This window comes from Aerococcus sp. UBA6277 (assembly GCF_002440555.1).
GTDB lineage: Bacteria > Bacillota > Bacilli > Lactobacillales > Aerococcaceae > Aerococcus.
Genome location: NZ_DJUR01000035.1, coordinates 72,256 through 87,247 on the forward strand (window position 1 = coordinate 72,256; position 14,992 = coordinate 87,247).

General features: G+C 43.5%; 19 protein-coding genes. All 19 read left to right on the plus strand.

What is annotated here, in order from left to right; all coding sequences use genetic code 11:
• Positions 1–26: 26 nt before the first annotated feature.
• The 19 genes from B2V22_RS06070 (at position 27) to B2V22_RS06160 (ending at position 14,906) form a co-directional block, all read left to right on the plus strand.
• Complete coding sequence (locus B2V22_RS06070; RefSeq protein WP_290491109.1) at positions 27–185, plus strand: hypothetical protein; 159 nt, start codon at positions 27–29, stop codon at positions 183–185.
• Complete coding sequence (locus B2V22_RS06075; RefSeq protein WP_290491111.1) at positions 182–2,146, plus strand: DNA polymerase; 1,965 nt, start codon at positions 182–184, stop codon at positions 2,144–2,146. The genes B2V22_RS06070 and B2V22_RS06075 overlap by 4 nt, the downstream gene beginning before the upstream one ends.
• 21 nt (positions 2,147–2,167) lie before the next feature.
• Positions 2,168–4,633, plus strand: a complete 2,466-nt coding sequence (locus B2V22_RS06080; RefSeq protein WP_313551964.1) for a virulence-associated E family protein — start codon at positions 2,168–2,170, stop codon at positions 4,631–4,633.
• A 351-nt stretch (positions 4,634–4,984) separates the two neighbouring features.
• Positions 4,985–5,281, plus strand: a complete 297-nt coding sequence (locus tag B2V22_RS06085; protein ID WP_290491113.1) for a VRR-NUC domain-containing protein — start codon at positions 4,985–4,987, stop codon at positions 5,279–5,281.
• The gene (locus B2V22_RS06090; protein WP_349680116.1) at positions 5,271–6,632 is read left to right on the plus strand and encodes a DEAD/DEAH box helicase; all 1,362 of its coding nucleotides are present in this window, start codon (positions 5,271–5,273) and stop codon (positions 6,630–6,632) included. The genes B2V22_RS06085 and B2V22_RS06090 overlap by 11 nt, the downstream gene beginning before the upstream one ends.
• 1 nt (position 6,633) lies before the next feature.
• Positions 6,634–7,170, plus strand: coding sequence for a hypothetical protein (locus B2V22_RS06095; RefSeq protein ID WP_290491114.1), 537 nt, complete (start codon positions 6,634–6,636; stop codon positions 7,168–7,170).
• 53 nt (positions 7,171–7,223) lie between these two features.
• The gene (locus B2V22_RS06100; protein ID WP_290491116.1) at positions 7,224–7,379 is read left to right on the plus strand and encodes a hypothetical protein; all 156 of its coding nucleotides are present in this window, start codon (positions 7,224–7,226) and stop codon (positions 7,377–7,379) included.
• On the plus strand, positions 7,376–7,678 hold the full coding sequence (locus B2V22_RS06105; RefSeq protein ID WP_290491118.1) for a hypothetical protein: 303 nt from the start codon (positions 7,376–7,378) through the stop codon (positions 7,676–7,678). Before B2V22_RS06100 ends, B2V22_RS06105 begins: the two co-directional genes overlap by 4 nt.
• An 11-nt stretch (positions 7,679–7,689) precedes the next feature.
• Positions 7,690–8,277, plus strand: coding sequence for a hypothetical protein (locus tag B2V22_RS06110; RefSeq protein WP_290491120.1), 588 nt, complete (start codon positions 7,690–7,692; stop codon positions 8,275–8,277).
• Positions 8,274–8,696 carry a YopX family protein gene (locus tag B2V22_RS06115; protein WP_290491122.1) on the plus strand — a complete coding sequence of 141 codons (423 nt, stop codon included), beginning with the start codon at positions 8,274–8,276 and terminating at the stop codon, positions 8,694–8,696. The genes B2V22_RS06110 and B2V22_RS06115 overlap by 4 nt, the downstream gene beginning before the upstream one ends.
• 2 nt (positions 8,697–8,698) lie before the next feature.
• Positions 8,699–8,920 carry a hypothetical protein gene (locus B2V22_RS06120; RefSeq protein ID WP_290491124.1) on the plus strand — a complete coding sequence of 74 codons (222 nt, stop codon included), beginning with the start codon at positions 8,699–8,701 and terminating at the stop codon, positions 8,918–8,920.
• Positions 8,921–8,922: 2 nt separating this feature from the next.
• On the plus strand, positions 8,923–9,168 hold the full coding sequence (locus tag B2V22_RS06125; protein WP_290491126.1) for a glutaredoxin domain-containing protein: 246 nt from the start codon (positions 8,923–8,925) through the stop codon (positions 9,166–9,168).
• A 6-nt stretch (positions 9,169–9,174) separates the two neighbouring features.
• Complete coding sequence (locus B2V22_RS06130; RefSeq protein WP_290491128.1) at positions 9,175–9,588, plus strand: hypothetical protein; 414 nt, start codon at positions 9,175–9,177, stop codon at positions 9,586–9,588.
• Between the two features lie 257 nt (positions 9,589–9,845).
• Positions 9,846–10,337, plus strand: coding sequence for a terminase small subunit (locus B2V22_RS06135; protein ID WP_290491130.1), 492 nt, complete (start codon positions 9,846–9,848; stop codon positions 10,335–10,337).
• Positions 10,324–11,607, plus strand: coding sequence for a PBSX family phage terminase large subunit (locus B2V22_RS06140; protein ID WP_290491132.1), 1,284 nt, complete (start codon positions 10,324–10,326; stop codon positions 11,605–11,607). Before B2V22_RS06135 ends, B2V22_RS06140 begins: the two co-directional genes overlap by 14 nt.
• Positions 11,598–13,025: a phage portal protein gene (locus B2V22_RS06145; RefSeq protein ID WP_290491134.1), complete on the plus strand. Its 1,428-nt coding sequence runs from the start codon at positions 11,598–11,600 to the stop codon at positions 13,023–13,025. Before B2V22_RS06140 ends, B2V22_RS06145 begins: the two co-directional genes overlap by 10 nt.
• Complete coding sequence (locus B2V22_RS06150; protein WP_290491135.1) at positions 13,015–14,046, plus strand: minor capsid protein; 1,032 nt, start codon at positions 13,015–13,017, stop codon at positions 14,044–14,046. The genes B2V22_RS06145 and B2V22_RS06150 overlap by 11 nt, the downstream gene beginning before the upstream one ends.
• Positions 14,047–14,358: 312 nt before the next feature.
• Positions 14,359–14,592: a hypothetical protein gene (locus B2V22_RS06155; RefSeq protein ID WP_290491137.1), complete on the plus strand. Its 234-nt coding sequence runs from the start codon at positions 14,359–14,361 to the stop codon at positions 14,590–14,592.
• 47 nt (positions 14,593–14,639) lie between these two features.
• Positions 14,640–14,906: a DUF6275 family protein gene (locus tag B2V22_RS06160; RefSeq protein WP_290491139.1), complete on the plus strand. Its 267-nt coding sequence runs from the start codon at positions 14,640–14,642 to the stop codon at positions 14,904–14,906.
• Positions 14,907–14,992 lie beyond the last annotated feature (86 nt).

Below are 14,992 nucleotides of genomic sequence, written 5' to 3' on the forward strand. Positions count from 1 at the left end.
TTTATTAAATTAAGGAGGATAACACTATGGATTTACTAACGTTGTTCGCTGTCCGTTTTGGTATTGCTTTGCTCATTATTGTAGTTGTCGGCGCCTTCATTTTCGGCGGTGTACAGCTGCTGACTGACGTGCTGATAGAACGAGAAATGGCTAGAGAGCGTGACAGAAACAAGGTGAAGAAATGAAGACACTGAACATAGATATCGAAACATACTCAGACAATGAAATCAGTAACGGTGTTTACAAGTATGTAGACACGCCAAACTTTGAAGTATTGATTTTCGCTTATGCCGTCGACGGCGGCGAAACAGTTGAACTTGATCTGACAAAGACTAGCTTGCCTGAAGATATCATTGAAGCTTTGAAAGACCCGAGCATTAAGAAAATTGCCTACAATGCGTCCTTTGAACGAGTGTGTTTATCAAAACATTTGTTCGGTGATGAGGACAAGTACCTGCCTCCCGAACAATGGGAATGCACGAAGGTGTGGGCGGACGAACTGGGACTGCCTGGTAGCTTGAAACGTTGCGCTGAATATCTTGGTCTTGAAGAACAAAAGGACGCAGCCGGAACACAACTGATTAATTACTTTTCAAAACCCTGTAAACCGACCAAGGCGAACGGCCAACGTACCCGAAACCTGCCGGAGCATGACACTGAGAAATGGAACAAATTCGTGGCTTATTGTGGCCAGGACGTTCGCACTGAGATGGCCATTGGTGACTTCTTAAAGCCTTACAAGTTGCCGGACCGTGAATGGGAACACTACTATTTAGACCAACACGTTCATGACCGCGGCGTTAAAATCGACCTAGACTTGGCCAATCGAGCTGTTGAAATCGACAACGAGATGCGTGCAGAAGGGCTCGAAAAGATGAAGTCTTTAACTGGTCTTGAAAACCCGAACTCAGTCGCTCAGCTTAAAGAGTGGCTGGAAGGGAAAGGTCACTCGATGGAAACCTTGGGCAAGAAAATCGTCCAAGAAATGATTGATAGTGGTGAAGTGACCGGCGATGTGAAAGAGGTGTTAGAAACGCGCCTAAGCCTATCTAACTCTTCCACCAAGAAGTACGTCATGATGCAAGACGCGACACGTTCTGACGGTAAGATGCACGGTCTGCTTCAATTCTATGGTGCCAACCGCACAGGAAGATGGGCAGGTCGCCTTCTACAAGTCCAAAACTTGCCTCGTAATTATATCGCTAGCCTAGACGACGCCCGTGAATTGGTGAAGCGGGGCGAACGTGACAGCTTAGAGATGGTCTACGAAGACGTACAAGATATCTTGAAGCAACTTATCCGAACAGGGATTGTGGCCAAAGATGGCCACCGCTTCATCATCTCAGACTTCAGTGCGATTGAAGCGCGAGTGATCGCCTGGTATGCCGGGGAGAAATGGGTCATAGATGCCTTTAATGAACACGGGAAAATATATGAAGCGACTGCTGCCCAAATGTTCGATTTAGGACCGGTCACAGAATACGACTGGAAATCAACAGAAGGTAAGGCCATGCGTCAACGTGGTAAAGTGGCCACGCTAGCCTTGGGCTACCAAGGTGGTAAAGGGTCACTCGTTTCAATGGGTGCCCTAGAAATGGGTATCCCTGAAGACGAGTTGCAAGACCTGGTGGATGTGTGGCGGTCTACTAACAGCAATATCGTCAAGCTTTGGAAAGAGACAGAACGATTCGTTAAAAAAGCCCTATCTAGTGGCCAAGTCGTTAGGGGGCACCAAGGATTAAAGTTCTTCAAAAAGGAAGACTTCTTGTTTATCCAACTGCCCTCAGGGCGCAAGCTCAGCTACTGTAAGCCACGCCTAGAGCCTGGTAAGTATGGCCAAAAGATAACTTATGAAGGGCAAGGATCTAAAGTCTACTTCGTACGTGAAGACACGTATGGCGGTAAGTTGGTGGAAAACATTGTGCAGGCGACTGCACGAGACGTACTAGCTGAAGCCATGCTTCGCTTAAATGCAGCAGGATTCCCAATTGTCTTTCACGTACATGATGAAGTGATCGCGGAATGTAAGCATGATGAACACTCATTGGATGAAATGAACGACATTTTAAGTCAAACGCCCGACTGGGCTGACGGTTTACCGTTAGCTGCTGAAGGCTTCGAGACTGAATACTATCAAAAAGATTAATGGAAAGGAGGGGGCACAAAAGTGGAAAAAGTCGCAATTCAGGAAGTTTCAAAAAATTTAAAATACGACGGCTCCCTCAATATAAGTGTCGCTGAGTCGAGAACGTCTGTGTCTTGGCGAAACAAGACAATGTCTTGGTCAGACCTGTTGACCAAGTTCTCTGCCCCAACTAAAACACACGAAACAATTGCTGAATATAAGAAGGCTCCTAAAAGCAGGCAGGCAGAAATTAAGGACGTTGGCGGCTTCGTCGGTGGTTTCCTAAAGAACGGCCGTCGTAAGGCTGACCACGTTCAAAGTCGGTCTTTCCTAACCCTTGATGCTGACAGCGCGCCAAAGAGTCTTTGGGACGATATCCAACTGATGGCCGACTTCGCAGTGGCCGTCTACACGACACACAGCCATACCGGTAGAACACCACGATACCGCTTTATTGTTCCGCTAAATAGAGTCGTACAAGTTGAAGAGTATGAGCCTTTAGCCCGTAAGTGGGTCCAAAACTTTGGAATTAACTTAGACTACTTCGACGACACGACTTATCAAGCTGAACGCTTAATGTATTGGCCAAGTCATGCCAAAGATGCCGAGTTCTTATTCGACTACTTGGATCTGCCGTTCTTGGACCCGGATAAGCTACTCGCTGAGTACGAAGACTGGAAAGACTCGTCATTTTGGCCAGTGTCTAGTCGTGTGAGTGAGGTCCACAAGAAACAAGCTGACAAGCAAGGTGACCCACTTGAAAAGAAAGGTGTCATAGGCGCTTTCAACCGAACGTACGCACCAATTACCGCAGCGATTGAACAATTATTGCCGGATGTTTACGCACCCACTAATCACGACGACCGGTGGACGTATGCTGAGGGCTCAACGAGTGGTGGGCTAGTCATCTATGATGATAAGTTCGCTTACTCCCACCACGGGACTGACCCTGTTGGGATGCAACTAGTAAACGCCTTTGACCTAGTGCGAATACACAAGTTCGGTGACTTAGATGAAGATATCGACCCGAAAACGAACGTGACCAAGTATCCGTCTTATCAAGCTATGCAGGAGTTCGCGACAGAACTGCCAGAGGTTAAAAAGACGCTTGTCACTGAGAAGTTGGATCAAGCAAACGAAGACTTCGACGTGTGGGACGACGACGCTGAAGGTGAAGACTCAGAGCTGAACACCGATTGGCTTGAAGAATTGGACGTTAAAAAGAACGGTCAAATTCTAGGCAATGCCAAGAACTTAGAGCTGATCTTTAGAAACGACCTTGGCTTGAAAGGCACCGTTGGTTTAGATGACTTCGCTAAACGTATTACTGTTAACAGAGACTTGCCGTGGCGAAAAGTCACAAAAGAGACGCGATTTTGGACTGATACAGATGATGCTGGTGTTCGTGTCTACCTAGAAAAGCGGTACGGCATTGTGGCCAAAGGTAAGATTGATGACGCGTTAACGCTTGAGATGGAGCGCAATAAGGTTAACCCAGTTAGAGATTACCTAGACAGCGTTGAGTGGGACGGCGTCAAGCGACTTGAAAAATTGTTAGTTGATTATCAAGGTGCCGAAGACACACATTATGTTCGGACGGTTACACGTAAGTTCATGACCGCAGCAGTCGCTAGGATTTATCATCCCGGTACTCGCTTCGACTCAATGTTGGTACTAAGTGGTCCACAGGGGATAGGGAAGTCGACGTTGCCAAGTAAGTTGGCGGGTAGTTGGTTTTCCAACTCCTTAGATGATATCCGCGGGAAAGACGCTTACGAGGCCATTCAAGGTGTATGGATCATGGAAATGGGAGAAATGAACGCGACTAGAAAAGCAGACATTGAAGCCACCAAAAACTTCATCACCAAAACTGAAGACAGCTTCCGCGTGGCTTATGGCCGACATAAGTCGTACTTCCCGAGAACATGTGTATTTTGGGGGACGACTAATGATGGTGAGTTTCTGCACGATAGAACAGGAAACCGCCGCTTTTGGCCGGTTGACGTAGGCGCGAAAGAACACGATAAACACCCGTGGGATTTAACTAAGGAAGACGTTAACTTGTTATGGGCGGAGGCCAAGCATTATTACTTAGAAGGTGAAGCACTGTATCTGTCTGGCGAAGATTTAGCATTGGCAGAAGACGCCCAATCTAAGCATACAGAGGATGATACTATGGTTGGTGAAATCGAAGACTATCTTGAAATCCCAATTACAGAAGACTGGTACACGCGTAGTAAGGAAGACCGCGGAAGATATATTTCCGAGTATAGAGCTGAAGGTCAGTTGAACGAAGCTGGGGGAATTAAACGCGACCGCATTAGTGTGCCTGAAGTATTATACGAACTCTACAATGTGGACACTTTAAGAACTCACCCTAAACAGAAAAGCAATATCAGACAGGTTTTAGGCCACCTTGACGGGTGGGAGAAATACAAGGGAAATTCAAAAGGATTGCTGCGAGTTGGACCAGGATATGGCACCCAAGTTGTCTATGTATGTCGCTAAAGTTTGTGAAATCAGGCGTTAACCTTTGTTTTTGAAAAGTTAACACCAAAAAAAGGTTAACGCCCCTATATTTTTAGGCAAACCTGAATAAAGTTGAAAAAGTTAACGGTTAACACTTGGGTAAACACCAAAGTTAACACCTCGATGTTAACAGCCATGAGGCTTTGGGCTACTAGTGTTAACCTGTTTACTTTTATATATATATAAATAAATAATTAATAATAGCATATATACACTATATATACAGTAAGTACGCGTATGCTAAACAGCATTTATAGAAAGTTAGAAATAGGGTGCATAGGTAAACGTAATATTGGTAAGTTTGTGAAATTTTGAAAAGGAGGGTCAGAGATGGAAGAAGCGAAAATCGAAAAGTATCTCACGACACAAGTGCAGCGTTTGGGCTATATGTGTTTGAAATTTACAAGTCCGGGCACACGAGCTGTACCTGACCGAATCATCATCGGAAAGGGACAAGTGCATTTTGTGGAACTGAAAGCACCCGGCCAAAAGCCCAGGGCGGATCAATTGAAAATGCACGATAAGTTAAAGGCTCACGGTTCGGTAGTCAAAGTGATTGATTCGAAGCGAGGCGTAGACGACTTTGTCCGAAAACTGATTGAAGGTGGGTTGAAAATTGGAAGTTAACCTAAGGAGCTATCAGGAGTATTCAGTTAACTGGATATTACAGCACCCATATTCAGGGTTATTCCTAGGTATGGGCATGGGGAAAACATTATCCACACTGACGGCTTTGACCTACCTAAAAGCTTTTGGCCAATTTAGTAAGATATTGATCATAGCGCCATTGTCTGTGGCCGAAACCGTGTGGGACGCTGAAATTGATAAATGGGATAACTTAAAAGACCTAACCTACACCAAAGTGTTAGGCAGTAAGGCAAAGCGTGAAGCAGCACTACTTGAAGATGTCGATATCTATTTGATTAATCGAGAAAACGTCAAATGGCTAGTTGAAAAGTATCAGCGGTCTTGGCCATTCGATCTGGTAGTGATTGATGAACTATCAAGCTTCAAGGACCAAAGTAGTCAACGGTTTAAAGCCTTGAGAAAAGTCCGACCGAAGATTAAGCGACTAATAGGCCTAACTGGTACACCTGCGCCAAATACTTTACAAGACCTTTGGCCCCAAATGTATATTATTGACCAGGGAGAATCCTTAGAAAAGACCATCACCAAATATCGCCATAAATATTTTAGACCAGGAAGGTCAAGTGGCCATATCGTCTATGACTATGTCTTACTTCCAGGAGCTAAAGAGGAGATTTACGAAAAGATTGGTGACAACGTGGTATCAATGAAAGCTAAGGACCACTTAGATTTACCGCCACGAGTCGATAATATCTACAAAGTAGAAATGTCCGGAAATGAGTTAAAGCAATACAAGTACCTTGAACGTGAGTACGTTTTAAGTTTAGAAGAAGGCGACGTGGTAGCTAGTAATGCGGCGGTCCTTTCTAACAAGCTACTTCAGATGGCCAACGGTGCTATCTATGACGAGGAAGGACAGGTCCAAGTAATCCACGACCAAAAACTAGAAGCCCTTGAACGAATTATCGAAGATGCGCAAGGAGAGCCGGTACTAGTCTTTTATCAATACAAGCATGACTTGAAGCGAATTTTGGAAAAGTTTCCTGAAGCGAAACTGTTAGATATTAAAGCCGGCGACGTCAAGAAGTGGAATAGCAAGGAGATACCTATTATGCTTGCCCACCCACAATCCGCCGGACATGGCCTGAACTTACAGGCAGGCGGGCACATCGCGGTGTGGTTTGGGATCACTTGGAGCCTTGAATACTATCAGCAGGCTAACGCAAGACTAGATAGGCAGGGACAGACCGAGCCGGTCGTCATCCATCATATCATCACTAAAGGCACTGTTGACGAGATAGCTTTAAAACGACTTTCAGGGAAAGCACAGGGGCAAGATGAATTACTGGAAGCAGTTAAAGCAGAAATTGAAAAAGCTAGGAGGAATTAAAATGGATATACGCACGTCAGAATTGTATAGATTATTGTCGTTTGAATTTGGTGTCACGCAAGTGAGCATGAGAGAACACTGTGGTGCTACTGTCTCATTGTGGCTGAGAGATAGTCATATTGACGATATTGCACCACGCATTGATGAAGGCCTCAGCGAGTTGTTCGGTAAGGACTATAAAGAGATACGGAATATCAAAATGTATCAGCGCCACCAAAAGACTGTCGACGACGTGAATCCCAAAGCGGTCACACTCGCCAGGGAAAAAATGCACTTGAATAAGCGAGAGTTGGCAGACATCACAGGACTTAGGGCGGATGACATTTCAAAGATTGAGTCCGGCGTTAGAAGTATTCCAAATTGGAAAAGCTATCAAAGACTAAAAAAGGTTTTGCGAAATGACTTGTTGCGGTCAAGTAGCCGCTTCAAAGCTAAGCCGAAAAAAGGTAAAAAGACAAAACAGTTTATGACCTTTAAAAACATTGCGACAAGAGGGTCTAAAGTATGTTGGGAAACTGGACGACGAATTGTAATATAGTTGCCATTTAAATGGCAATATTCAGAAGTTGCCAAAATTAAGGAGAAAGGATTATGAAAGTATTAATGATCATCTTTATGTCCGCAGTTGCGTTGACATCCCTGTTCCTAGCAGCAGTTAAAAATACCTTTGCCAGCATAGACAAGGTTGAAGCCGAAAAAGAACAAGAGATGAGAGAACACCACGAAAGGATGGAGAGTTTAAAATGACACAGTTGAAATGCGTAGGTGTGTATGACGGTAAGGTCTACACCAATAAAGAAAACTTAGTAAAAGATTTAATTGCTGATGGCTATAAGTATATTGCACGGGATAAGTATAGTGGTAACAATGTTACCGGCGACAATTCACTATATGCTTTTGGGACTAGACCAACTAAGGCGGAAGAGGAATGGTTGCCCGGAGGTAACGAGAGTGCATATATGGCCACTAAAATTCGAAACGTCAACTTCGACGACGTGACCTGGGAAGACGAAGAGCCGACAGAATTAGCCACATACCAATTTTAGGAGGACTAGGAATGATTGAAGGATACAAAATAGGTGACAACTTACAAAGTTACGTAGACAAAGGTTGTCGAGTAAAAATACGCACTGAATACACATTCGATAGTGATTTTAAAGCAATTAAAGAACAGCACGGATTAACACTCATCAATAATGCGGGGCAAGAATTGATACACACTTCCGCAAACAATGTGGAAAAAGGATTAAGTCAGTTGAACAAGAAGTTGACTGAAAAGGTAGAAAAAGAAAAAGCTAAAAAACAACCGTTGGAAAATTTGATTTATAAAATCAATCAATTGCGAGAATTGCATTTTAAGAACAATGACAAAGCACATCACCTTAGTAGAGCTGCTACTTTCAAAGGTTGGGATGTGTTGGTTTGGGGGAACGGTAAAGTCGAAGTGAAAATACACAATGCTGGTAACACAGTTTTATGGTTCGATTGTTTGCAAGAGAACTATGTGATTAACGTTAACGTCTTGAACGTAGAAACATTCTTAAGTAACAACGAAAATAAAAAGTTCACAGAGCTGTTGGGAATTATTAAAGAGTATCTGTACACACCACTAGAGATTCGTAAACAGGAGCGTGAGAGGGAATGAGGGAGATTAAATTTAGACTGTGGAATTTAAAAGGTGAATATATGTTTTCCAACAATAATGAAGAAATACTGCTAAATATAGATGGATCTAGCCTTTGGTTTCATAAGGTACATTATTATGACGGTACAGACCTATTGGAAATTGATGACTTTGAAATTATGCAATACACAGGTTTAAAAGACAGCAACGGTGTTGAGATTTACGAGGGTGATATTGTTAGAGCAACCTCTCAAGGGGATTGGGGAAATTTTGAAGTCAAATGGCGACAAGATGGTTCACCTCAATGGATTCTGTATCCCGCTTGGAAATCTGGAAAGATTTGGCAACTGCATGGAATGCTAAATGCTGATGGTGAATATCAAGATACTGTGAAAATAATTGGAAACATTTACGAAAATCCAGACTTATTGGAGGACTAACTATGGAAATTAAAGATGGACAAAATCTATATATTGTAACCAGCGCATCATATCAAGAATCGGAACTAATTACCGACAGCGAGCAAAAGGCAATTGACTACATTAACAAGAAATTAACAGAAGATTATGGGCTTACACAGGAAATGATTGATGAGCTTTATGAAGAAGATTTTGTGGGCGAATACTACTTACTAGGCCAAGCACCATTTAAAGCGGAGGACTAACTATGAAAATTACAGTGTATACTAAACCGGAATGCGCGCAATGTGAGAACGTTAAACGGTGGTTAACGTGGGCTGAAATCCCGTTTGAAACACTAGATGGGCTAGAGCCAGTTACCTTAGAAAACCTTAAAAGCCACGGCTTCGCAAGTTTTCCAGTGGTTTCAATCGACAACAGCTTAGATAATGCGTTCTCAGGATTCAACTATGATCGCTTGAAGGAAATTAAAGAACATTTTGACGAGGAGTGACAGCAATTGGCAAACGCAGCTTTTAAACACGTGGAACAGCTTTTGTCTGATTATCCACTGTACCCAAGTGAGATTTCAAAACGTAAGATGGCCTTAGCATATCCCCTCCGCCCGGTTGATGAGAATATAGGTGGCAGTCACGTTTCTAGTAACTCTAGCGCGCAAGAACGATACGTCGTGACGTTAGACCAAGACCGCCGATTAATCGCCTTAGAAACGCAATATTTGACGATTTCAGACTGCTTAAAGCTTTTGAATGACGACGAGCTGAGAGTGATCCAACTTCGATACTTTAACAAGTCATCTCGCCTAACGTGGGAGGATGTAGCAAAAGGCAGTAAGTATTCTAAGTCACAGTGTTTACGTATAAGAGATGAATTAGTGACTGACATTGGTCGAAAATTAGGAATGATGGACTAAACATGCGACTTTTAGCCTCACTTCCTGTGCTACAATTGTAGTGTGGAGGATTGGCTGAAACGGTCTCCACTACTCCTTAATTTGAATACAAATATCAGTGATGAGCGATTACCTCAAGGTGGTCGCTTATTTTTGTGTCCTGAAAACTGCTAACCGCAAGTCAAAACTCAAGTATAAATCTCCTTTAATCTTACGTGCTTCCCGAAAGCGGTTAGTGGTTTTGAGTACACAACTACCACAGAAAGGCGGTGGAAAATTTGGCAAGAAAACAGGAATTGGACGAATACGGACTGAACACAAGAGAACGACGCTTTGCGGATGAGTACATCGGCAATGGTGGAAATGCGACTGCTGCATATCGTGCGATTAGCCCAAATGCGAAGGAAACCACTTGCGGTACACAAGGCAAAGAGTGGAAAGATAAGCCCCACATCCGGTCATATATCGCAGCTAAAACCAAAGAACGCTTAGACGCTGCAAGTTTGCGTGCTGATAACATCCTAGATGAGCTTATAGCAATCGGTTTCGGACGGACGCAAACGGGCAAGAATAAGCAAATAGACAACGTCACAGGGGAAATTAAAAAGGATATAACCTATGAAATGACAGCCGTTACAGAGGACCGGCTGAAGGCTTTAGAACTTTTAGGCAAGAACTTGGCCATGTGGACTGATAAAACGGAAATCAATGCGAACATTGCCCCTGTCACGATTGTCGACGATATTGGGGTGATGGATGATGACGGTTAAAGAAGCTTATAAGCCTAAAACAATTAGGCTGAGAACGATTATCGCCCCTTCGTTTTACGAGCTTCATTCTGATATAGCCTTAAAAGCTCACTCGCACTACTGGCTACACGGCGGGCGTGGGTCGACGAAGTCATCCTTCATTTCTGTCGAGATTATTCTTGGCATGATGAAGGATCCTGACGCCAATGCGGTAATTTTACGAAAGGTTAAAGAGACCTTACGCGATTCAGTTTATGAGCAAATGCTTTGGGCGATTGACAAACTTGGGGTTTCACACCTTTGGCACGAGTCACTTAATCCGTTGTCAATCACGTACATTGAAACTGGTCAAAAGATTATCTTTAAAGGTGCGGACAAACCAAAGAAAGTAAAGTCTAGTAAGTTCAGGCGTGGTTACACTAAGTTCATTTGGTACGAAGAAGCAGACGAGTTCGGTGACATGCAAACCATCCGGACTATAAATCAATCTTTAGTCCGTGGTGGCGAAGACATCATCACCTTTTATTCTTACAACCCGCCTCAATCGGCCAACAACTTCATCAACACGGAAATGCAGACACAGGGCTTGCGTGAAGACACGCTGACCCACTCAAGTACTTACCTAACGGTGCCTGAGGAGTGGTTAGGGAAAGGCTTCATCCAAGACGCTGAATACCTGAAGAAGCACAATCCCAAGAAATACGAACATGAGTATATGGGGATAGTGACTGGTACAGGAGCTGAAGTCTTTACCAATGTTAAAACAAGACGAATTACCGACGAAGAAGTGGCAAGCTTTGACAAGGTTAGTCGTGGGATGGACTATGGTTTCGCAGCTGACCCAACCCACTACGTTGAAGCGTACTTGTACAAGCCTAAACGCCGTTTGATTATCTTTACTGAAATCCACAAGCGTGGGCTAAAGAATAGGAATATCGCTGAAGAAGTGAAGCGATTTAACCCACATCATGCCCTCATCACTACCGACTCAGCGGAGCCTAGAACGAATGCAGAGTTAAGGGACCTTGGCCTGAACGTTCGAGGCGCCAAAAAGGGACCAGGAAGTGTGGAGTTCGGGATTAAGTTTCTACAAGACCTTGATGAGATAGTCATTGACCCTGAACGGACACCGAACACTTACCGAGAGTTTAGCCAATATGAACTGGACCGCGACGGAGACGGAAACTTGAAAGGGACTTATCCGGACAAAGACAATCACTCAATCGACGCAACCAGATATGCTTTAGAAAATGAAATGAAACGTGGAGGAGGTGTAAGCGTATGGAAATAGAAGTAATCAAAAAGATTATAAAAAATAATTTAAAAGGCTTTGAGAGCCGAAACAAGCAAACCGCTACCGCAGAAAAGTACTACCGCAATGAAAATGATATCTTGCGAGAAGACGCAGACGACGCACGCGTTCAACACAATAAGACAGACGACACGAATCCCCTGCGCAATGCAGACAATAGGGTGTCACACCCTTGGCATAGACTTCTGGTTAATCAAAAGGCATCCTATGCCATGACGACACCACCTAAATTTGATGTGAAGGACAAACACTTAAACGACGAAGTCACTAAGCTTTTAGGTGATAGCTACTCAAAGATTGCTAAAGATTTAGCGGTTAACGCTTCTAATGCCGGGATTGCTTGGTTACATTTATGGCGAGACGAGAATAAGCAGAACTTTTTCCGTTACGCCGTCGTCGACTCGAAACAGATTGTGCCTATCTTTTCCAAAAAGCTTGGCAACGAGCTTATCGGTGTACTTCGAATCTATGATGACTACAACGAATCAGGAGACGTGATCACCGTTTACGAGTACTGGAACGACGTAGAGTGCGCAATGTTTGCTAAACGAAAGGGTCAAACAGTCGAAGACATTGAAGCATACAATGCTTTTAACCTAATTGATATCTCAACGGGAACAGCTGCTGAACAGACCAACACTTACAAGCATGGGTGGGAAGATATCCCGTTTATTCCTTTCAGAAACAACGCGGACGAGCTTTCCGACTTAGCCTTGTACAAAGATTTAATCGACGTCTACGATAAGATTTATGCAGGTTTCGTCAATGATTTAGATGACGTGCAAGAAATCATTTTCGTACTAACCAACTACGGTGGCCAAAAAAAGCAAGAGTTTTTGGACGACCTGCGGAATTACAAAATGGTCAAAGTTGACGACTTTGGTGATGGGACGAAAAGCGGTGTTGATACTTTAGCGGTTGACATCCCAACCGATGCGCGTGATAAGTTGCTTGAGATCACTAGAGAGTCCATTTTTGTAAACGGACAAGGAGTGGACCCACAGAAAAACATTGGACAGAACAACTCAGGAGCTGCATTAGATCATATGTACAGCTTGCTTGAGCTGAAAACATCCGCCATGGAAACTGAATTTCATCAGGGTTTTGCAAAACTGGTCCGCTTCATCTTGAAATACTCGAACGCTAACGCTGACATTGAAATTACCCAAACATGGAAACGTAATGTCATTAACAATGAGTACGAAACAGCCCAAACCGTTTCGTTACTTGCGAACGTAACTTCTAAAGAGACGATTGCTAAAGCTAACCCGCTAGTCGCGAACTGGGAAGATGAGCTGGAAGCGCAACGAATAGAAGATGAAGAAGATTTTAGAGGCGGAAGCGATTATAAACGCGAAGAGCCCATTGACTTAGGAAGTGATGAAGATGACGAGTAATCTAACTTATTGGGAAAAGCGATTTCTTCGCATTGAAGCTGACCGTGATAAGCGAGAACAAGCCTATCTAGCTGAAATGAACAAGCGATACGGTGACCTAGCGCAACGACTGCAAAAGGAAGTGGACGACTGGGTACAGAAATACGCGGTGAATGATAACATCACTGCTTTTGAAGCCAACCAACTGCTTAGCAAGTCTGAGCAGAAGACGTGGTCTATGAGCCTTGAGTCGTTTAAACAGAAGGCGGTTGAAGGTGGATTTGACCAGGAGTTAAATCGAGAATATTACCGTTCGCGAATTAGTCGCTTGCAGCAATTACAGCATCAACTTGTCTTTGAGTTGGCGGAACACGCCAATTATGAGATTGACGAGCTTGAAGCTTACCTAGTTGAAACCTTTGATGAAACCTATCTCAGAAACATTTATGAGATTGCTGACAGAGGAGCCATTAATCTAACCTTTCAGTCATATTCACCACAACAGCTAGCACTTGCTGTCCGTCAACCCTGGACAGGAGACGATTTCTCTCGTCGAGTGTGGCGAAATCATTTAGAATATCTACCCGACAAGCTGAACAAGACGATGGCTAATGCAATTGCACAAGGTTGGGGAACGGACCGAATTGTCAACGAGATGATGAAAGGTATCGATAAGAAACTTAGAAACCGGATGATTACTTTAGTACAGTCAGAATCGGCCCACATTGCGGAAGAAGCTAGTCAAGCATCTTACCGAGAGACTGGCGTTGAACAGTATACATGGATGGCCACTTTTGAAACACACACTTGTGACCAGTGCGCGAGATTAGACGGACAGTCTTTTGACATTGGTGACCCAAGCAGTCCTCACCCAGTAGAAGATACGCATCCGAACTGTCGGTGCACGACGGTACCTAAGATTGGTTACGCCCCAGCCATCACCACTCGGTGGCAACGGGACCCTGTAACAGGGAAAGGAAAAGTCATGAAAGTTGAGAAATTTAAAGAGTGGAAGAAGCGTAAAACCAAAGAAGCTGCATAAAGGAGAATGACCTATGCCCAATTTTGAGAAACGTAAAACAATGACCATGCACCGCTTTTTAAGTCTACTTGCTGAAATCGGACACCGTCTGCATCCGCCAGACGAAAGGAGATGGTAAATTGTGAGGTTGAATTACCTACAGGTTTTATCGCTAATTATTTTGATTGCTAAGTATTTAGCGCTTATCACATGGAATTGGTTTTGGGTAGTCGCTTTGATTATGCTTGCGTGGCTTAGCGACGGTGAAGCAAGAGTCGATTAGGAGTGTGATCCTATGCTGAAATATGCAGGTATCTAAGAGGAGTTGTGATTTTGGAATTTAACGAAGCTTTTCAACGTAAGGAACGTGGCGTCTCAGTAAAGCAAATAATTGAGATTGTCTTAACGCAATCGGATGAAATAGACTCAATAGCCTTAGTCGCGAGACATAAGGACGGAATTATCCACACTTCATACTCTGTTAAAGATGGCGGTCTAGAACTTTTAGGAATGCTAGAAGTATCGAAAGACCAAGTACTTGAGACAATGAAGGACTTAGACAATTAAATAGCTCTGACCTGAATACGATGAAAACAAAAAAAGGAGATTGAATAATGGGAACTAAAGAATTTATTGAAAAGTGTCAACAATTAGTAGCTGAATATGCCAACAGCCATTTAGATGTAACGGACGGTGCCAAAAAGTTAACTGCTGATGAAGTGTACGTTGTTTGGTCGGTTAAAGCGTTACAGAATAGCAAGGCTTTATTAAGTACACCGTTGCCTGACGGTATGTACTACGAAGTTACTTATAATGGCGATGAAAATGAAATTTACTTCGATGCCTACAAGAAGTTTGAAAACAAAAAGATTGAATTATAACCATTAGCAAAAGCTAGTGGTTTTTATTTTGACCTGAATACGTCAATAAACTGTTCTTTTTTCGTGCGCTGAGACGTCACATCAGC

What these genes read in the sequence shown, in the direction of transcription:
- B2V22_RS06110 (WP_290491120.1), top strand. Translation starts at nt 7,690, where the DNA reads ATGATTGAAGGATACAAAATAGGTGACAACTTACAAAGTTACGTAGAC.
- B2V22_RS06145 (WP_290491134.1), top strand. Translation starts at nt 11,598, where the DNA reads ATGGAAATAGAAGTAATCAAAAAGATTATAAAAAATAATTTAAAAGGC.
- B2V22_RS06115 (WP_290491122.1), top strand. Translation starts at nt 8,274, where the DNA reads ATGAGGGAGATTAAATTTAGACTGTGGAATTTAAAAGGTGAATATATG.
- B2V22_RS06120 (WP_290491124.1), top strand. Translation starts at nt 8,699, where the DNA reads ATGGAAATTAAAGATGGACAAAATCTATATATTGTAACCAGCGCATCA.
- B2V22_RS06125 (WP_290491126.1), top strand. Translation starts at nt 8,923, where the DNA reads ATGAAAATTACAGTGTATACTAAACCGGAATGCGCGCAATGTGAGAAC.
- B2V22_RS06085 (WP_290491113.1), top strand. Translation starts at nt 4,985, where the DNA reads ATGGAAGAAGCGAAAATCGAAAAGTATCTCACGACACAAGTGCAGCGT.
- B2V22_RS06140 (WP_290491132.1), top strand. Translation starts at nt 10,324, where the DNA reads ATGATGACGGTTAAAGAAGCTTATAAGCCTAAAACAATTAGGCTGAGA.
- B2V22_RS06075 (WP_290491111.1), top strand. Translation starts at nt 182, where the DNA reads ATGAAGACACTGAACATAGATATCGAAACATACTCAGACAATGAAATC.
- B2V22_RS06150 (WP_290491135.1), top strand. Translation starts at nt 13,015, where the DNA reads ATGACGAGTAATCTAACTTATTGGGAAAAGCGATTTCTTCGCATTGAA.
- B2V22_RS06105 (WP_290491118.1), top strand. Translation starts at nt 7,376, where the DNA reads ATGACACAGTTGAAATGCGTAGGTGTGTATGACGGTAAGGTCTACACC.
- B2V22_RS06160 (WP_290491139.1), top strand. Translation starts at nt 14,640, where the DNA reads ATGGGAACTAAAGAATTTATTGAAAAGTGTCAACAATTAGTAGCTGAA.
- B2V22_RS06095 (WP_290491114.1), top strand. Translation starts at nt 6,634, where the DNA reads ATGGATATACGCACGTCAGAATTGTATAGATTATTGTCGTTTGAATTT.
- B2V22_RS06070 (WP_290491109.1), top strand. Translation starts at nt 27, where the DNA reads ATGGATTTACTAACGTTGTTCGCTGTCCGTTTTGGTATTGCTTTGCTC.
- B2V22_RS06100 (WP_290491116.1), top strand. Translation starts at nt 7,224, where the DNA reads ATGAAAGTATTAATGATCATCTTTATGTCCGCAGTTGCGTTGACATCC.